Origin of the sequence: Pseudomonas sp. HT11 (genome assembly GCF_044875395.1) — a bacterium.
Classification (GTDB): Bacteria; Pseudomonadota; Gammaproteobacteria; order Pseudomonadales; family Pseudomonadaceae; genus Aquipseudomonas.
Map to the genome: position 1 here is coordinate 4,885,349 of NZ_CP173217.1, position 17,334 is coordinate 4,902,682.

The window sequence follows — 17,334 nt, forward strand, 5'->3', positions numbered from 1 at the left end:
TTCCAAGTCGTTTTTAGCGCATTCACCCGGTGTGCTACGCAAATGGCTTGGAAGGACACTGATTATTCCCACGCGAATAACTGACAATATTCACACCTATTATCCGATCAACGGTTCCCGCCGCTGACGCACGCTGTCGCATCTGCAAAAAAGAGCTGACCCGGAACACTATGGAAAACAGACGAGGCAAAGGGCTGTCATTTGCCAGGCGTATCTACAAGCCAAGGATCATCGGCCTGGGTATCGGCTGTATCAGCGTCATTGGCGCCCTTTACCCGTTGGCGATGCCGGGCTGGGTATGGGCCTTGCTGATATTCAACGGTTATGCCTGGGCCCATGTGGCGTACCAGCTCTCCACGCGCTCGCAATTTCCCTACCAGGCCGAACAACGCAACTTGCTCTATGACTCGCTGCTCGGCGGTTTCTGGGCGGCGGCCACGCAATTCACACCGCTGACGACCGTGACCATCCTGTCGATGATGACCATGAACAACGTCGCGGCCGGGGGCAAGCGCCTGTTCCTGCACGGGCTGGTGGCACAGGCGGGCGGTATCGGCGTGGGATGGGCGCTGTTGGGGATCAAGTTCAATCCCAACGTCAGCCTTGCCCAGGTGTATACCTGCCTGCCGATGCTGACGCTTTATCCGATGGCGATCGGCATGGTCTGCTATCAGTTGGCAATCAAACTCTCGGAACACAAACGCGCCCTCAGCGCCCTCAGCCGTGTCGACAGCCTCACCGGCCTGCTCAATCATGGCTCATGGAAAGACCTGCTCAATCTCAAGTTCCACAAATGCCAGCAGCAACAGGGCCACGCCACCATTGCCTTGATCGATATCGACCATTTCAAACAGATCAACGACACCTACGGCCATATCGTCGGTGATCAGGTGTTGCGCCAGTTGAGTCAGGAGTTGCGTCAACACCTGAGGGAAAATGACTTGGCCGGCCGTTACGGCGGCGATGAGTTCTGTGTGATTCTTCCGCAAATGTCACTGGAAGAAGCTGCGCTGGTCATGGAACACATGCGAGAAACTTTTAGTAACTATCGCAATTCGCAGATCCCGGAGTTGCGCGTGAGCCTGAGCATTGGTCTGGCAGACTTCCAACCCGTCTTCAGCGATGCGGCAATGTGGCTCAACGCCGCGGATCGCGCGCTCTATGTCGCCAAGGACTCCGGTCGCAACCGGGTGAATGTCAGCCACTACGTCGTCGCCCATTCCGCGTAAGTCGTCCTACGACACCTCGTCTGAATTCTCTTCAGACACACTGCCGCAGAAGCATAATGCCACCATTGGTCGCCTACTCAATGACGTTCCCGCCCTGAAGGCGAACTTCTTGGCCGGCCGATCACTCTGAACCCGTTGTTCAACCCCCCTCTGTCGGCACAAGGAAGCTGACAATGAGCAAGTCAACCGTAAGGCCTGGTGCCGTACGGGGGCAGGCGCATATTCATGGATACCTCTGACGCGTGCTTCCCCGAGCTCTCGAACATGCTATTCAACGCCCACAAAAAAACCATCAACACCCTGCAACACACCAACGCCCAACAAGCCAGCTTGCTGGATGCCATCGAGCGCTCCATGGCGGTGATCGAATTCGATCTGCAAGGCACCGTCCTGCGGGCCAATGAGAATTTCCTCAAGACCATGAGCTACCGCGCCGAACAGATCGCGGGCCAGCCCCACCGGATGTTCTGCACCCCCGCGTTCACGCGCAGTGCCGAGTACAACCAGTTGTGGACGCAACTGCGTAATGGCCAATTTCAGTCGGGCACCTTTGAGCGCGTCGGCGGCGACGGCCAATCGGTATGGCTGGAAGCCAGCTACAACCCGGTGCGCGATCACACGGGCCAGGTCATCAAAGTGGTGAAATACGCCATGGACGTCACCCCGCGTCTGGAGGCCGAAAGCGAAGCCAACGCCAAGTTGGGGGCCATCGACCGGGCCATGGCGGTGATCGAATTCAACCTCGACGGCACCATCATTACCGCCAATGCAAATTTCCTGCAGCGCATGGGCTACAGCCTGGCGCAGATTCAGGGCAAGCATCACCGCCTGTTCTGCAAGCCGGACCTGGCCAACAGCTCGACGTACAGTGAGTTCTGGAAGCGCTTGAACCAGGGCGAACTGTTCAACGGCCAGTTTGAACGCATCGACAAAAACGGCCAGACGGTGTGGCTGGAAGCCAACTACAACCCGGTGTATGACGCCAGCGGGCGCCTGTGCAAAGTGGTGAAGTTCGCCTCCGACATCACCGCCAGAGTGCAACAGCATGCCGCCGACGCTGCCAGCGCTGCCCAGGCTTATCACATCTCGCTGAGCACTCGGGATATCGCCGAAAAGGGCGCTGATGTGATCCAGCAAACCGCCAGCGGCATGCGCGAAATTGCTGCCGACATCGATGGCTCCTCGCAACTGATCGCCAAGCTGGGCGAGCGTTCGCAGCAGATCACGGCCATCGTCAACACCATCCGCGGCATCGCCGACCAGACCAACCTGCTGGCCCTCAACGCCGCCATCGAAGCGGCGCGCGCTGGCGAACAAGGCCGTGGTTTTGCCGTGGTGGCCGATGAAGTGCGGCAACTGGCGGCACGCACCAGCGGCTCGACGGCGGAAATTTCCAGCATGATCGCGATGATCCAGGAGGAAACCCGCCAAGCCATCGACAGCATGGAAGGGACACGCGACCGCGCCGCTCAAGGTGTGGAGTTGGCCAACCAGGCCGGCACGGTGATCCTGCAGATTCGCGAAGGCACGGGCGAGGCTGTGCAGGCGGTGAGCGCGTTTGCCAATGAGCGGGGCAACAACTGACCTGATCTTCATGTGTCTGGCCGGGGGCTGGGTCTATAGTGCTGACTAGTCTTTACGCCAAGGATTCGAGCCCGCCATGACCCCAGACAAGCCAGAAGCTGCCCCCGTCGATCACCTGCGTTTCCACCGAGGCCACGCCCACCTGGCGCCGACCTTTGGCAACGACACCTTTGCGCTCAAGGCCGAAGCGTTCGCGCGCTTCTTTGGTACGCCCACCTTTCTCGGCGCGCAAACCGCGATCGTGATCTTGTGGGTAGTGCTGAACATGACCGGCATCACCCACTTTGACGTGTACCCGTTCATCCTGCTCAACCTGGCCTTCAGCCTGCAATCGGCCTATGCCGCGCCGCTGATCCTGCTGGCCCAGACACGCCAGGCCGCCCGCGACAAAGCCCAGTCCGACGCCGATGCCCAGCACCGCGAAGCGCTGGCCATTGCCAACACCGAGCGCCAGGCCCAAGCCGAACAAACCACCAAGCAGTTGCTGGAACTGCTGGAGCAGAACACCCGCCTGACGGAAATGACCAAGCAACTGACCGAGCGTATCGAGACCCTGACCTGCGAGATGCATGAGCAGTTCATGCGTAAACCCTGAGGGCGAAGCCGTTGGCTTATTTATGGCGCGCGCGGCTTGTTGTGGCGAGCGGGCTTGCCCCGCGTTGGGCTGCGCAGCAGCCCCAAAACCTGACACTGCGGTTTACCTGAAGAATCGCGTGGGCCTATCTGGGGCCGCTTCGCAGCCCAACGCGGGGCAAGCCCGCTCGCCACAGAAACCCGCTCGCCACAACAAGCACTGCTCGCCACACCTACCCCGACAGTCACAAAAGGCGCCATTCATGGCAACCGCACATGCCGCCCCAATTCATCAAACAACGTCACCACCGAACGCAACGCCCGGCAATCCGGACGTGTCAGCAGCCACAATGCGGTGTTCCGCCCGGCCAACGCCGGCCCCAGTGGTTGCAAACCATCGCCCAAGAGAAAATCCGGCAGCGCCGCCACGCCCAGGCCCGCGCGCACCAACTCGGTGACCGACAACATGCCGTTGCAGCGATAGCTGGGACGCACGCCCGGCAAATGCTCGCGGCGCCAGGCGACGGTGGGGTGATCAGGCAAGAAGTCGTCCGGGGCGATCCACGGCAGCTCAGCCAACTCGCGGCCTGCGTGCTGGCGCGCAAAACCGGCACTGGCACACACTTGATAGGCGACTGTGCCCAGGCATCGATCGACAAGGTGCTCCGGCGGCGTCTTGGTCAGGCGCAGGGCAATGTCCGCATCGCGGCGGCTGAGGTTGGCGAAATCATTCGATGTGCTCAACTCCAGGGTCAACGCCGGGTATTCGGGCATGAACCGCGCCAGCGCCGGCAGCAGCAAACCTTGCAGCACTGAGTCGGTACAGGTCAGGCGCACGGTGCCGCTGATCACTTCGCCGCCCTGCTCCACGCCAATGCGCGCCGCCTCCAATGCTTGTTCTGCGTGCTCGGCCTGCTGCGCCAGGTTGCTGGCCAGGCTGGTGGGCAGGTAACCGGCGCGGCTTTTTTCAAACAGGGTCTGGCCCAAGGCGGCCTCCAGCCGACGCACCGCACGGAACACCGTGGACACATCCACCCGTAACAGCGCCGCCGCCCGCGCCAGGGTGCCGCCGCGTACCAGGGCGAGGATCAGCGAGAGGTCGGGATAGTCGATTTGATAGTGCGTGGCTGCATTGAGCATGTGGGCGAACGCCAATTTTGATTGCGTGAGCGCCAATCTATAGTGGGCACCAGCACACAACAAGCCATGGGACGTACACGATGAAAGCCAGCACCTTGCACCTTGCCCTGATCGGCGACTACAACCCCGACGTCACCGCGCACCAGGCCATCCCCGTGGCGCTGCAACAGGCGGCCGACGCCTTGAACCTGAACGTTCACGTGCAATGGCTCGACACGGACTCGATCACGCTCACCACTCAATTGCATGCGTTCGACGGCTTCTGGTGTGTGCCCGCCAGCCCCTACCGCGACACCGACGGCGCACTGCGGGCGATCCGGTTTGCCCGCGAACACAAGCGCCCTTTCCTCGGCACGTGCGGCGGTTTTCAACATGCGGTGCTCGAATATGCCCGCAACGTGCTGGGTTGGGCGGATGCCGAACATGGCGAGCTGGCCCCGCACGCCAAGCGTGCGGTGATCACACCGCTCAGTTGCGCGCTGGTAGGGGCCACGGACACCGTGCGCCTGGCGCCCTACACCCGCATCGCCGAGGCCTACGGCACGCTGGATATCCACGAGGGTTATCGCTGCCGGTACGGCATCAACCCCGAGTTCGCCAACGCACTGTTGGAAAGCGACCTGATTCCCAGCGGCCACGACTCGGCCGGCGATCTGCGCGCCATCGAATTGCTCGACCATCCATTTTTTGTCGCCACGCTGTTCCAACCGGAACGTGCCGCGCTCAAGGACGTCACGCCACCCTTGGCGATCGCTCTGCTCAAGGCCTGTCTGGAGTGGTCACGATGATCGCCAACACACCCGCCACGCCCTACTACGCAGTGATTTTCAGCTCATTGCGCACCGAGGGCGATCAAGGCTACGGCCAGGCCGCCGCCCGCATGCTGGAACTGGCGCGTGAACAACCGGGGTTTCTCGGGGTGGAGTCGGCGCGCGAAGACGGCTTGGGCATCACCGTGTCCTACTGGGAAAGCGAGGCGGCGATCCTGGCCTGGAAGCAGCAGGCCGAGCATCGTGAAGTGCGCGAGCAGGGGCGCGCCACTTGGTACTCGGCGTTTCAAACACGCGTGTGCAAGGTGGAGCGGGCCTACACCTTCCAGAAGTGAAATGCGTTCCCCTGTGGGAGTTGGCTTGCCTGCGATGGCACCCGCTCGGTTTTACTCAGAGATCGCGTCGTCTGCATCGCAGGCAAGTCAGCTCCCACCTCTGATCTTCATTGCCGGCAAAACAACAGGTGCTTAGCTGACCAAACTGCGCAACGCACTGATCTGCGGGATTTCTACCCGGCGCATGTACACGCGCAACGGCTCGGTGATGTTGATGCGGTCGTCGATGTTCTGGTCCAGCAGCAACTGCAGGCGTTCGCGCGACAGGGTCATGGCTTGGTCGGCGGCCGGCAGCCAGACAAACTCAGCAGTGGGAATGATGCCGTCATCGGCCACGTCCATGCCGAAGGCATCTTCGCTGAAACGCACGATGTACTGGCCGGTTTTGCGGTTCAGGCCGACAAATCCGTGGAGTTGGTCGGCGGCCTGGCAGATAAGTTCTGAAGTGATGCGCATGGTAAACCTCACTGAAAAGTCCCACTGGGACTGGAAAGATGGTTTACACGCGTGGCAGAAATTACCGCCCTCTGACGGGGCAGCTGCGGCCAAGAATACTGCAATACAGCACAAAAAAACCCAGAAAAATGGCGCCTGAGCACCTTAATGTCGGTTTGGTGATAGCGCCTTTCGCAATCAATTGTTAAAAAGGACGCCTTCTCAAAGTTACCTCCACGAAAGGACTTCGCATATGCCTGTCACGTTTACCAAGAGCGCCTTGCTGCTCGCTCTGATGCTCGGCCTTGGCCAGGCACAGGCTGCCGACCCGATCAGCCCGGCTGAATTGGCAACAAACGAAGGCATTCCTTACCCGGCCGTCATTGCGCACCGTGGCGCTTCCTACGACGCTCCCGAATCCACCGCGGCGTCCTACAAGCTTGCGCGCGACCTGGGCGCCGACTACCTGGAAATGGACCTGCAGCGCAGTAAAGATGGCGTGCTGTTCGCCCTGCACGACAACAACCTGCAGCGCACCACCGACGTGGCCACCAAGTTCCCCGAGCGCAAAGACGCCCCGGCCAACGAGTTCACCTGGGCCGAGCTGCGCACCCTGGACGCTGGCAGCTGGTTCAACGCCGCCTACCCGGATCGCGCGCGCCCAGCGTTCGTCGGCCTGAAAATCCAGAGCCTGGACGAAATCATCAAGATCGCCGAAGGCAACCCGCAGCACAAACCCGGCCTGTACATCGAAACCAAAGAGCCCAAGCAATTTCCGGGCATCGAAGCCGACCTGAAAAACAAGCTGCTGGACAAGGGCTGGTTGAGCTCCGCCGGCTCCAAGCTGGGCAAGAGCAACACGGGCGTCGGCCAGGGCAAGGGCCGCGTCGTGCTGCAAACGTTTGAAAAAGACAGCTTGAAAGAGCTGCAGAAAGAAATGCCCAACACCCCGAAAATCCTGCTGTTGTGGGTCGGCCCTGGCAGCATCGAGCCAAAATCCGCGCAAACATTTGCCGAATCCGGCGAGACCACCAAAGCGGCCTACTACGCCAAGCAAGAGCCCAAAGACGCTGCCGAATTTGAAAAATGGGTCGACGAAGCCAAGAGCCTCGGCGCTATCGGCACCGGCACATCGGCCGAGCTGACCAACCATGGCGACCAGAGCTACACCGACCTGGTGAAGCCGCAAATGAACAAGCTGACCCACGACAAAGGCTTGCTGGTGCACGTCTATACCGTCGATGAGCCCGTAGACTTCGAGAAAGTGATGGCCGCTGGCGTCGATGGCATCTTCACCAACCGCGCCGCCGAACTGCTGAAGTTCTACAAGCGCTGGCCGTCGTCGAGTGTGCAGGACCTGCTCAAGGACAACGGGTACTAAGCGTCAGGCCGCAATAGGTGTCGGTTGGCCATTAAGGATGAATTAAGTTGCGCTGGTTAATCTGGCGCCACTTAAACAGCTCACCCAGAAGGACACACCATGAAAACCCTGACCGCCCTGTTTGCCGCTACCGCCCTGACCCTGACTGCCGGCCTGGCCCAGGCGGATGTTCGCCCGGATCACATTGAAGGCCTGCTCAAATCCGGCGCAGTCATGCCGTTCGAGAAACTCAACGCCGCCGCCGTGGCCACTCACCCCGGCGCCAGCATCACCGACACCGAGCTGGACCACAAAAACGGTGTGCTGGTGTACGAAGTTGACGTGACCGACACCGCCGGCAAGCGCTTTGAAGTCAAGCTCGACGCCAAGACCGGCGCGGTGCTGGAAAACAAGCAAGACACTTGAGTCAACCGCCAAAAAAACCGCGCCACTTTTTAAGTGGCGCGGTTTTTTTATGCGTGCTGCAAAGCCAGAGGCAGGAAAAGTACCCACCTGGATAATGAAATCACACCTACAGCGCGCAAGGTCGCTAGAATCCCACTCATTAACCTGGGCACAACGCCCACCCTCCTCCATATCGAGACCGCTGCATGGGGCAGAAAGCCGCCGACATCGCCACTATTGGCCGTATCAGTGCCGTACCTGCGATGCTCAAAGTCATCAGCGACATGACCGGCCTGCGTTTTGCCGCCGTGGCGCGCGTGACCGAGGACACCTGGACCGCCTGCGCTGTGCTCGATCAATTGGAGTTCGGCCTCGGTGTGGGTGGCGAGCTGGACCTGTCCACGACGATCTGTCACGAAATCCGGGGTTCCCACGCCTCCGTTGTGATCGACAAGGCCAGCGAAGACCCGCGCTACCACGACCACCACACCCCGCGCATGTACCAGTTTGAAAGCTATATCTCGGTGCCGGTGTTCCGCACTGACGGGCGCTTTTTCGGCACCATTTGCGCGTTGGACCCCAACCCCGCGCAGCTGCGCAGCAGCACGATCCAATCGACCATGGAGTCGTTCGCCCGGGTGCTGTCCTTGCAGATCGAAGCCGAGGAGGCCTTGCAGAATACCCAGGCGCAATTGCAGGAAGAGCGCGGCACCGCCGAGCTGCGCGAGCAATTCATCGCCGTGCTCGGCCATGACCTGCGCAACCCGCTGTTCGCCATCAACTTCGGTGCCGAGCGGCTGCTGCGCAAACACCCCAACGCGGCGACCGACCCGCTCGTACGGCACATCCTCGCCAGCGGCCGGCGCGCGTCGCAACTGGTCGAAGATGTACTGGATTTCGCTCGCGGGCGCATGGGCAGCGGCATACCGCTGCACCTCAATGATTGCCTGGATCTGCAGGACGCTTTTCGACATGTGGTCTTCGAAGTGCAAAGCGTAAACCCGCAACGCTTGATCAAGGCCGATATCGGCGACCTGCGTGGCGTCTACGGCGACCGCGATCGGCTGGCGCAATTGCTCTCCAACCTGGTGGCCAACGCCATCCATCATGGTAGCCACGACGGCCCGGTGGAGGTCACGGCGCGGGTTGAACAGGGCCACTTCACGCTGACCGTGAAAAACCCCGGCCAGATCGACGAACTGGCTTTGCCTCGGCTCTTTCAGCCCTACTCGCGGCCGGTCCGGGACACGCCGCAAGCCGGCCTGGGCCTGGGTTTGTATATCGTCAAGCAAATTGCCGATGCCCACGGCGGGCAGCTTGAGGTGTCGTCCTGCGCAGAAAATGGCACGCGCTTCACCTTCACACTGAAAACCCGCTGAACTGGTTTTCAAACCGTCACAAAATCGTCATCCAGCCTTGCAATGATTCGCCCACGCGAACCTGTGAAACGTCCTACAGGCGCTTTCTCTGCGAGCCTCCATGAACCACAGCATCGACCACGGCCATCAGGATCCCGATCTGTTTGGCCTGCTTTACGGGTTTCGTTTTCGACCCGGCGAAAAAGGCGAACAGATTGATTCGGCCACGGCGCTCGCAGCCTTGCAGGCGCCGCACAACCCGGAGGAATTTCTCTGGCTGCACCTGAACCTGGCCCACGCCGCGTGCGAGCGCTGGATGCAGACGCATCTGGCGCTGCCGGAAGAGTTTTTCGAAGCCTTGCACGAAGGTTCGCGCTCTACGCGCATCGAACACGTTGACTCGGCCTTGCTGGCGGTGGTCAACGACGTGGTGTTCAACTTCAGCAGCATGGTCTCCTCGGATATTTCCACGCTGTGGGTGTGCGCCCGCAGCCACTTGCTGGTGAGTGCGCGCCTGCAACCGTTGCATTCGGTGGACAAATTGCGCTCGTCGGTGAAAGCCGGTGAACGCTTTCGCTCGCCGCTGGAGCTGCTGGTGCATTTGTTGCGCGACCAGGGCGAGGTGCTGACCCAGATCGTGCGCAAGACCAGCCTCAGCGTCGACCAGATCGAAGACCAGTTGCTGTCCTCGCGCCTGTCTACCAACCGCGCCGAACTGGGTGCCGCGCGCCGGGTGCTGGTGCGCCTGCAACGCCTGCTGGCGCTGGAACCGGGCTCGTTGCTGCGCCTGCTCAATCGCCCGCCGCAGTGGCTGCAAAAGGAGGACGTGAAGGAATTGCGCAAATCCACCGAGGAGTTTGCGCTGATCATCAACGACCTGATGGCCCTGGGCGAGCGGATCAAATTGTTGCAGGAAGAGATCGCCGCCAACCTCAATGAACAAAGCAACCGCACGCTGTTCACCCTTACGGTGGTGACCGTGCTGGCGTTGCCGATCAACATCATTGCCGGCTTTTTCGGCATGAACGTGGGAGGCGTGCCGCTCTCTACCGACCCGGAAGGCTTCTGGATTCTGGTGGCATTGGTGGCCACGTTCACCTTGATTGCCGGCCGCTGGGCATTCCGCAAACGCAAAGATTACTGACCTGCAATACAGTCAAAAATGTGGGAGCTGGCTTGCCTGCGATAGCATCACCCGGGTGTCTCTGAAGGACCGAGGTGCCTGCATCGCAGGCAAGCCAGCTCCCCCATTGATTGCACTCTGACATTACTTCTGTGGCGGTTTGTAGACCAGTGGCACGCCCAATTCCCTAAACACTGACTTACCGCAGCATCTCTGTAACATTCTGCAATGATCATCAACGACATCCTCCCCACACTGGATGCTCCGGCATGGCCACCCCTTCCCTGACTGCCTCCACCACCGCCTCACACGCAGACCCCAAACCCCGGCTGGACAAGAAACCCGGCCTGGTAACGGTGATCATCTTCTTCGCCGTGCTCGCCATGGGCCTGCTGTTTACCGCCTACAGCCTGATGCACGACATGCACGAACTGGGCACGGTGGTGACCACCTGGACGCCGTTCCTGCTGCTCGGCGTGGCGCTGTTGATCGCCCTGGGCTTTGAGTTCGTCAACGGCTTCCACGACACCGCCAACGCAGTGGCGACTGTGATCTACACCAACTCGCTGCCGCCGCACTTTGCGGTGGTGTGGTCGGGCTTTTTCAACTTCCTCGGCGTGCTGCTGTCCAGCGGCGCCGTGGCGTTCGGCATCATTGCCCTGCTGCCGGTCGAGCTGATTTTGCAGGTGGGCTCCTCGGCCGGTTTCGCGATGATTTTCGCCTTGCTGATCGCCGCGATCCTGTGGAACCTCGGCACCTGGTGGCTGGGCCTGCCGGCCTCGTCTTCGCACACCCTGATCGGCTCGATCATCGGCGTCGGCGTGGCGAACGCCTTGATGCACGGGCGTGACGGCACCAGCGGCGTCGATTGGAGCCAGGCGATCAAGATTGGTTATGCGCTGCTGCTGTCACCGCTGATCGGCTTCGCGTTTGCCGCCTTGCTGTTGCTGGCCCTGCGCGCCTTTGTGAAAAACCGCTCGCTGTACAAGGCGCCCAAGGGCGACACCCCGCCGCCGTGGTGGATTCGCGGCATGCTGATCGCCACCTGCACCGGCGTGTCCTTCGCCCACGGTTCAAATGACGGCCAGAAAGGTATGGGCCTGATCATGCTGATCCTGGTCGGCACCCTGCCAATGGCCTACGCGCTGAACCGCACCATGCCGGCCGAGCAGTCCTTGCAGTTTGCGGCAGTGGCCGAGGTGACCCAGGTCGCCTTGATGAAAAGCGCACCGCAAGCACTGCCGGGCGACCCACGGCCGATCCTGTCGACCTACGTGCGCACCAAGGAAGCCACCGCGGAACTGATACCCGCCCTCGCCGCCCTGGCAGGCCAGATTGGTGACGAAGTCAAAGGCTACGGCTCTCTGGCCAAAGTCCCCGCCGAAGCGGTAGGCAACGTGCGTAACGACATGTACTTGACCAGCGAAACCATTCGCCTGATGGACAAGGACAAGGTCGGCAGCTTCGACGCCGACACCCAAGGCAAGCTGAAGCTGTTCAAAGAACAGGTCGACAGTTCCACGCGCTTTATTCCGCTGTGGGTGAAGATCGCCGTGGCCATCGCGCTCGGCCTGGGCACCATGGTTGGCTGGAAGCGCATCGTGGTGACGGTGGGCGAGAAGATCGGCAAAACCCACCTGACCTATGCCCAAGGCGCCTCGGCCGAGACCGTGGCGATGCTGACGATTGGCGCAGCGGATATGTTCGGGTTACCGGTGTCGACCACCCATGTGCTGTCGTCCGGTGTGGCCGGGACCATGGTGGCCAACGGCGGAGGGTTGCAGATGAAGACCATCCGCAATTTGCTGATGGCCTGGGTGCTAACGTTGCCGGCGGCGATTCTGTTGTCGGGCAGTTTGTACTGGCTGTTCACCAAACTGTTCTGACCCAACGCAATTGGAAAGGTGGGAGCTGGCTTGCCTGCGATGGCGGTGTACCCGCCAACAGTAAGGTAAGCTGACCCGCCGCCATCGCAGGCAAGCCAGCTCCCACAGGGTTTTAGGGTGTGTCAGGAAGTAAAGAGGCCAGCCATGGCCTTCAACCGCTTCTTGTACACCCGCCGCGCCTCCAAGGCCTCCTCCAGCGTCACCGCCACAAACCCCGCCCGCTGGTTCGGCTGCATCTGCCCGATCAAATCCAGATCCGCACTGATCACCGTGCCAATCATCGCGTAGCCACCGCCCGACACCGCATCCCTGTGCAGCACAATCGGCTCCAACCCCGCCGGCACCTGGATCGAGCCAATGGGGTAGCAACTGTCGACGATATTCGACGGGTCCGAGCCCGCGCCAAATGGCTGCTCACGCGGCTGAAAACTCAACGCGCTGCCGCCCTTGAAGCGATAGCCGATGCGATCCGCCTCGGAGCCCACCGTCCACGGCTCGGCAAAAAAGCTGCTTTTCGCGCCGTCAGTCAGCCGGTCGTAATACAGCCCCGGCACCACACGCAAGGTCACATCGCCGCCGACTGAGCGACGCAGTGCCATCGGCAAACTGTTGCCCGCACGCCCCTGCCCACTGGCATCGCCGATCGGCAGTTCATCGCCCGCCTGCAAGCGCCGTCCCTGAAACCCACCGAGCGCGCCGAGGGTGTACGTCGAGCGGCTGCCGAGCACCAATGGCACATCAATGCCGCCCGCCACCGCCAGGTAGGTGCGCGCGCCCGCCTTGGGAAACTCAAAGCGCAACACTTGCCCCGCGCGCACCTGGAACGCGGTGTCCTGGTGCACCACGTCACCATCCAGGCGCGGCGCCATCAGCGCACCGCTGAGCGCCACCAATGCGTCCTTTTGGAACTGCAATTCCGGGCCAATCAACGTGCATTCCAGGCCCGCCGCACCCACCGGGTTGCCCACCAGGTGGTTGGCCGCGCTCAACGCGTATTGGTCCAGCGCACCCGAGGGCGGAATGCCCAAGTGGTAATAGCCTTCACGACCAAGGTCCTGCACAGAGGTGGCGAGGCCGGGTTTGATGACTTTGATCATGCCAGCGCCTCCTGCAGGGTTTTCGGATAGCCAACGGGGTCGGCAAGAAAGGCGTCGAGGGAAAATTCCACCGGGCGGATGCGCAGGTCGAAACGCCCCGCGTCCACCTCGGCGACCGCCAGGTCGTATGCGTCGCGGTCCAGCGGTTTGAACTGCACAATGTCACCGGGGCGGAAGAACACCATGTGTTCCTTGAGGTACGCCAACTGCTGCGCCGGGTCGTAGATCGGCGCCGGGGTTACGCCAAACATCTGGTAACCACCGGCGCCGCGTACCGAGTAGATACAGCCAAAGCAGCCGCCATGCCCGAGGGTCAATTTGGGCGTGTCAGTGCGCGGGCGCAGGTACTTGGGCACCTGCAATTGCCGTTCGCGCTCAACCATCTGGAACATGAACGGCAGGCCCGCGACAAAGCCCACCATCGACACAAACCACGGCGCGCCACTGTGGGCGGCGATAAACGCGTCCACGTCGGCCAGGCCGTTGATGCGCGCGGCGTATTCCAGGTCCGTGCCCGTGGGGTCTTGGTGACGGTCGCGAAAACGCATCAGCGTTTCGTGGGTCCACGGGTCGTTGTAGAGCACCGGGATTTCAATGATGCGCGTGTGCAACGTGCGCTCGGCCACGGCCTGGGCTTCGGCGCTTTGCACCGCATCGAGCAGCACGTGTGGCGCGATGCGGTCGGGGTCGAAGCGAATTTGAAACGACGCATTGGCCAGGCACACATCCAGCACGCCTTCCAGCGCCAGACGCTCCACGGCACGGGTCACGGCCATGCCTTTGAAAAAGGCCTGCAGGGACATGCTGTCGCTGACCTCGGCAAACAGGTGTTCATCACCGCCGAAGCTGTAGCGGATGGGGGACGTTTCAGCCATGTCTGTTCCTCTTGGAATCATTGTAGAAAGGCAGGCAAAAAATAATGTGGGGGGCGCACGCTTTTTGTTGTGGTGAGCGCATGTCGTTGTGGCAAGCGGTCTTGCTGTGGTCAGTGGGCTTACTGTTGCCAGCGGGCCTACTCTGTTCAGTGGGCCTACTGTTGCCAGCGGGCCTACTGTGGCGAGCGGGCTTGCCCCGCGTTGGGCTGCGCAGCAGCCCTTAAATCAGGCGACCAAGTGCTACCTGACACTACGCGGCGTTTATTGGGGCGGCTTCGCCGCCCAACGCGGGGCAAGCCCGCTCGCCACAGGCCACAGCAATTCCGGTTGCTTCAGCAAGCCCGGTTGTCTCAGCAAGCCCGCTCGCCCTCAGAGAGTCCTCTCACCCCAACACGTCCATTCGCCGCAGTGACTACGATGCCCGCCTGGTCCAAGGCTTCGCGAGTGGCCTCGACCAACTCCAGCGCGCCGGGCGTGTCGCTGTGCAGGCAGATGGAGTCGAATTCGATAGGCAGGTCTTCGCCCTCTACCGTTCGCACCAACCCCGTCCGACAAGCACGCAAGACCCGCGCCGCGACCGTTGCAGGGTCAAGCGCGCGCACATTGCGGGTAAACACGATGGAGCCGCTCAGGTCGTATTCACGGTCGGCATAAAACTCGCGCACCACAGGCTGCCCGAGTTCCTTGGCAACGCGCCAGATCACCGAGTTGGGCATGCAGTACAGCAACAGTGTCGGTTCGATGAGTTGCAGGTTTTGCACCAGCAGGCGCGCGGCCTCTTCGTCGCGGGCCAGGTGCATGTAGAGCGCGCCGTGGGGCTTGATGTGTTGCAGGGGCACGCCTTGGGCGCGGGCGATTTCGCGCAGGGCGCCGAGCTGGTAGAGCATGTCGTCCACCAGTTCCTGCGCCGGTGCGTTGATGTGCCGACGGCCGAAACCCACCAGGTCGCGAAAGCCTGGATGCGCGCCGATGGCCACGCCCAGTTGCTTGGCGCGCGCGACGGTGCGGCGCATGGTACCGGGGTCGCCGGCGTGGAAGCCGGTGGCAATGTTGGCTGAGCTGATGTAAGCCATCAGTTCAGCATCCACACCATCGCCGATGGTCCAGGGGCCGAAGCCTTCGCCCATGTCTGAATTGAAATCCACTGCCTGCATCGGTGTCGCTCCGCCAAAGGTGATACCAGGAAAGTAGGCTGGCGCTTGACCCCTTGGGAAGATCTATTATCAGATAGCCCATCTTCTGAAAATCAGATAAAGCCATGTCCCTGACTTTGCGCCAAGTTCGCTACTTCGTCGCCACTGCCGAGATCGGCCAGATTTCCCAGGCGGCCATTCACTTGAACATCTCCCAGTCAGCGGTGACCACGGCGATCAAGGAACTGGAAGCCATGCTCGGCGTGCAGCTGTTTGTGCGTTCGGCCCAAGGCATGAACCTGACCGATGCCGGGCGGCACTTTCTCAACCGTGCCTATGTGATTGTGCGCAGCGTGGACGACGCGCTGAACAGCCCGCTGCCGGACTACCGCGCCAGCGGCGTGCTGCGCGTGGCGGCCAGTTACACGGTGCTCGGCTACTTCCTGCCGCATCACTTGCAGCGCATGGAACACTGGCACCCGGACGTGACCATCGAGGTGTTCGAGCAGGAGCGCCAAGCCATCGAACACGGCCTGCTCGACGGTCAATTCGACATGGCCGTGGTGCTCACCGCCAACCTGACTCACCCGGATATCGTCTCGGAGATCCTGTTCAATTCCGAACGCCGCCTGTGGCTGCCCAGCCACCACCCGTTGTGCGAACGCGGCGCCGTGAGCCTGGCCGATGTGGCGCAGCAACCCTACATCCTGCTCACCGTCGACGAGGCCGAACACAGCGCCATGCGCTACTGGGAACAGGCCGGGCAAACGCCCAAGGTGCGGCTGCGCACCAGTTCAGTGGAAGCGGTGCGCAGCATGGTTGCCAATGGCAGCGGCGTGGCGATTCTGTCGGACCTGGTGCACCGGCCCTGGTCCCTGGAAGGCAAGCGCATCGAAACGCTGACGGTGACCGACCCGGTCACGCCCATGAGCGTCGGCCTGGCCTGGCACCGCGAGCGCGCGTTCACGCCGGCGATGCAGGCGTTTCGGGATTACTTCCACGACGCCTTCCTGGCACCGCAGCAGTTGTCGGCGCGGCGTTAAATCCGGGCTTGCAAGGTGGCGGCCAGCCAATCCATGAACACCCGCACGCGCTGTGGCAAATGCCGTTGCCCGGCATAGAGCAGCGACACGTCCAACGCTGGCGCGGGGTAGTCAGGCAACACGGCCACCAGTTCACCGCGCTCGAGTAAATCGCGAATCCCCAGGACCGGCACCTGAGTGATGCCGAAACCGCCCAGGCACGCCGACTTGTACGCATCGGTGCTGTTGACCGTGACACGCCCGGCCATCGGCACGCGGTGCACTTTGTTGCCCTGCTGGTATTCGAACCCCGGCGAACGCGAACCCAATGGCCGCACGTAATGCACCAATTGGTGATGCGCCAGGTCGGCCAGGGTCTCGGGCTTGCCATGGCGCTGAACATACTCGGCGCTGACGCAGTTGATCATCGGCATGCTGTACAGCAGGCGCGCGACCACCGACTGATCGGGCTGCGCGCCAACGCGCAACACGCAGTCGAAACCTTCGGCGAGCAAGTCTACCTGGCGGTCGGTGGTGCTGATTTCCAGCTCGATCAAGGGGTGGGCGTGCATGAATTCGGGCAGGCGCGGCAGGATCAGGTCCCGCGCCATGACGTTGGGCATGTCCACGCGAATGCGCCCGCTCAGTTGCGCTTCATCCTGACGAAACAGGCCTTCAAGTTCTTCCATGTGCGACAGCAAGTCCTTGCTGCGCTCATACAGCACGCGCCCGTCCTGAGTGGCCTGGACCTTGCGCGTGGTGCGCTGCAACAGGCGCGCGCCGAGCAATTCTTCGAGTGCCTGCACGTGCTCGGACACCGTGGAGCGCGGCAGGCCCAGGCTCTCGCCGGCCTGGGTGAAACTCGACAGTTCGGTGACCCGCACGAAGGTGCGCAACAGCTCAAGCTTGTTCATGGGATTGTTCGCCTTATCCGGCCAGTGATTCCGATAACGCCCTGTTTATCACGTTACGAACGGACAAATACACTCACTCCCACTGATCACACACG

The 17,334-nt window shown here is 61.6% G+C and carries 17 protein-coding genes; 11 read left to right on the top strand and 6 right to left on the bottom strand.

What is annotated here, in order from left to right; genetic code table 11:
• Nucleotides 1–170 precede the first annotated feature (170 nt).
• The 3 genes from ABWL43_RS22550 to ABWL43_RS22560 all read left to right on the top strand — a co-directional run bounded on the left by ABWL43_RS22550 (nucleotide 171) and on the right by ABWL43_RS22560 (nucleotide 3,408).
• Nucleotides 171–1,229, top strand: a complete 1,059-nt coding sequence (locus ABWL43_RS22550) for a diguanylate cyclase (protein ID WP_404484455.1) — start codon at nucleotides 171–173, stop codon at nucleotides 1,227–1,229.
• Nucleotides 1,230–1,493: 264 nt separating this feature from the next.
• Nucleotides 1,494–2,813: a methyl-accepting chemotaxis protein gene (locus ABWL43_RS22555; protein WP_404488476.1), complete on the top strand. Its 1,320-nt coding sequence runs from the start codon at nucleotides 1,494–1,496 to the stop codon at nucleotides 2,811–2,813.
• Between the two features lie 76 nt (nucleotides 2,814–2,889).
• Complete coding sequence (locus tag ABWL43_RS22560) at nucleotides 2,890–3,408, top strand: DUF1003 domain-containing protein (RefSeq protein ID WP_119741558.1); 519 nt, start codon at nucleotides 2,890–2,892, stop codon at nucleotides 3,406–3,408.
• Between the two features lie 239 nt (nucleotides 3,409–3,647).
• On the opposite strand, the gene ABWL43_RS22565 is transcribed toward ABWL43_RS22560, so the two are convergent.
• Nucleotides 3,648–4,526 carry a LysR family transcriptional regulator gene (locus ABWL43_RS22565; RefSeq protein WP_404484462.1) on the bottom strand — a complete coding sequence of 293 codons (879 nt, stop codon included), beginning with the start codon at nucleotides 4,524–4,526 and terminating at the stop codon, nucleotides 3,648–3,650.
• 80 nt (nucleotides 4,527–4,606) lie between these two features.
• Here ABWL43_RS22565 and ABWL43_RS22570 point away from each other — a divergent pair, with 80 nt between their 5' ends.
• Both ABWL43_RS22570 and ABWL43_RS22575 read left to right on the top strand, forming a co-directional pair.
• On the top strand, nucleotides 4,607–5,314 hold the full coding sequence (locus ABWL43_RS22570) for a CTP synthase (RefSeq protein ID WP_404484465.1): 708 nt from the start codon (nucleotides 4,607–4,609) through the stop codon (nucleotides 5,312–5,314).
• Nucleotides 5,311–5,631 (top strand): antibiotic biosynthesis monooxygenase family protein, encoded by a 321-nt coding sequence (locus ABWL43_RS22575; RefSeq protein WP_404484467.1) that lies wholly within the window; start codon nucleotides 5,311–5,313, stop codon nucleotides 5,629–5,631. Before ABWL43_RS22570 ends, ABWL43_RS22575 begins: the two co-directional genes overlap by 4 nt.
• Nucleotides 5,632–5,763: 132 nt before the next feature.
• On the opposite strand, the gene ABWL43_RS22580 is transcribed toward ABWL43_RS22575, so the two are convergent.
• Nucleotides 5,764–6,087: a DUF2025 family protein gene (locus ABWL43_RS22580; RefSeq protein ID WP_404484469.1), complete on the bottom strand. Its 324-nt coding sequence runs from the start codon at nucleotides 6,085–6,087 to the stop codon at nucleotides 5,764–5,766.
• 232 nt (nucleotides 6,088–6,319) lie between these two features.
• Here ABWL43_RS22580 and ABWL43_RS22585 point away from each other — a divergent pair, with 232 nt between their 5' ends.
• The 5 genes from ABWL43_RS22585 (at nucleotide 6,320) to ABWL43_RS22605 (ending at nucleotide 12,198) form a co-directional block, all read left to right on the top strand.
• Nucleotides 6,320–7,447 (top strand): glycerophosphodiester phosphodiesterase family protein, encoded by a 1,128-nt coding sequence (locus tag ABWL43_RS22585; protein WP_404484471.1) that lies wholly within the window; start codon nucleotides 6,320–6,322, stop codon nucleotides 7,445–7,447.
• Nucleotides 7,448–7,546: 99 nt separating this feature from the next.
• Nucleotides 7,547–7,852 carry a PepSY domain-containing protein gene (locus ABWL43_RS22590; protein WP_106576085.1) on the top strand — a complete coding sequence of 102 codons (306 nt, stop codon included), beginning with the start codon at nucleotides 7,547–7,549 and terminating at the stop codon, nucleotides 7,850–7,852.
• Nucleotides 7,853–8,037: 185 nt separating this feature from the next.
• Nucleotides 8,038–9,210: an ATP-binding protein gene (locus tag ABWL43_RS22595; RefSeq protein WP_404484474.1), complete on the top strand. Its 1,173-nt coding sequence runs from the start codon at nucleotides 8,038–8,040 to the stop codon at nucleotides 9,208–9,210.
• Nucleotides 9,211–9,310: 100 nt separating this feature from the next.
• The gene (locus tag ABWL43_RS22600) at nucleotides 9,311–10,333 is read left to right on the top strand and encodes a transporter (protein WP_145159429.1); all 1,023 of its coding nucleotides are present in this window, start codon (nucleotides 9,311–9,313) and stop codon (nucleotides 10,331–10,333) included.
• A gap of 248 nt (nucleotides 10,334–10,581) precedes the next feature.
• A complete protein-coding gene (locus ABWL43_RS22605) occupies nucleotides 10,582–12,198 on the top strand; it encodes an inorganic phosphate transporter (RefSeq protein ID WP_242196245.1) in 1,617 nt (538 codons plus the stop codon).
• 122 nt (nucleotides 12,199–12,320) lie between these two features.
• Here the strand turns inward: ABWL43_RS22605 and ABWL43_RS22610 are convergent, their stop codons facing one another.
• The 3 genes from ABWL43_RS22610 to ABWL43_RS22620 form a co-directional block, all read right to left on the bottom strand.
• A complete protein-coding gene (locus tag ABWL43_RS22610) occupies nucleotides 12,321–13,295 on the bottom strand; it encodes a biotin-dependent carboxyltransferase family protein (RefSeq protein WP_404484477.1) in 975 nt (324 codons plus the stop codon).
• A complete protein-coding gene (locus tag ABWL43_RS22615) occupies nucleotides 13,292–14,170 on the bottom strand; it encodes an allophanate hydrolase subunit 1 (RefSeq protein ID WP_145159435.1) in 879 nt (292 codons plus the stop codon). Before ABWL43_RS22615 ends, ABWL43_RS22610 begins: the two co-directional genes overlap by 4 nt.
• A gap of 350 nt (nucleotides 14,171–14,520) precedes the next feature.
• Nucleotides 14,521–15,324: a 5-oxoprolinase subunit PxpA gene (locus tag ABWL43_RS22620; RefSeq protein ID WP_404484480.1), complete on the bottom strand. Its 804-nt coding sequence runs from the start codon at nucleotides 15,322–15,324 to the stop codon at nucleotides 14,521–14,523.
• A 104-nt stretch (nucleotides 15,325–15,428) separates the two neighbouring features.
• Here ABWL43_RS22620 and ABWL43_RS22625 point away from each other — a divergent pair, with 104 nt between their 5' ends.
• The gene (locus ABWL43_RS22625; protein WP_145159439.1) at nucleotides 15,429–16,346 is read left to right on the top strand and encodes a LysR family transcriptional regulator; all 918 of its coding nucleotides are present in this window, start codon (nucleotides 15,429–15,431) and stop codon (nucleotides 16,344–16,346) included.
• Here the strand turns inward: ABWL43_RS22625 and ABWL43_RS22630 are convergent.
• Nucleotides 16,343–17,239, bottom strand: coding sequence for a LysR family transcriptional regulator (locus ABWL43_RS22630; RefSeq protein WP_145159441.1), 897 nt, complete (start codon nucleotides 17,237–17,239; stop codon nucleotides 16,343–16,345). The genes ABWL43_RS22625 and ABWL43_RS22630 overlap by 4 nt on opposite strands.
• Nucleotides 17,240–17,334 lie beyond the last annotated feature (95 nt).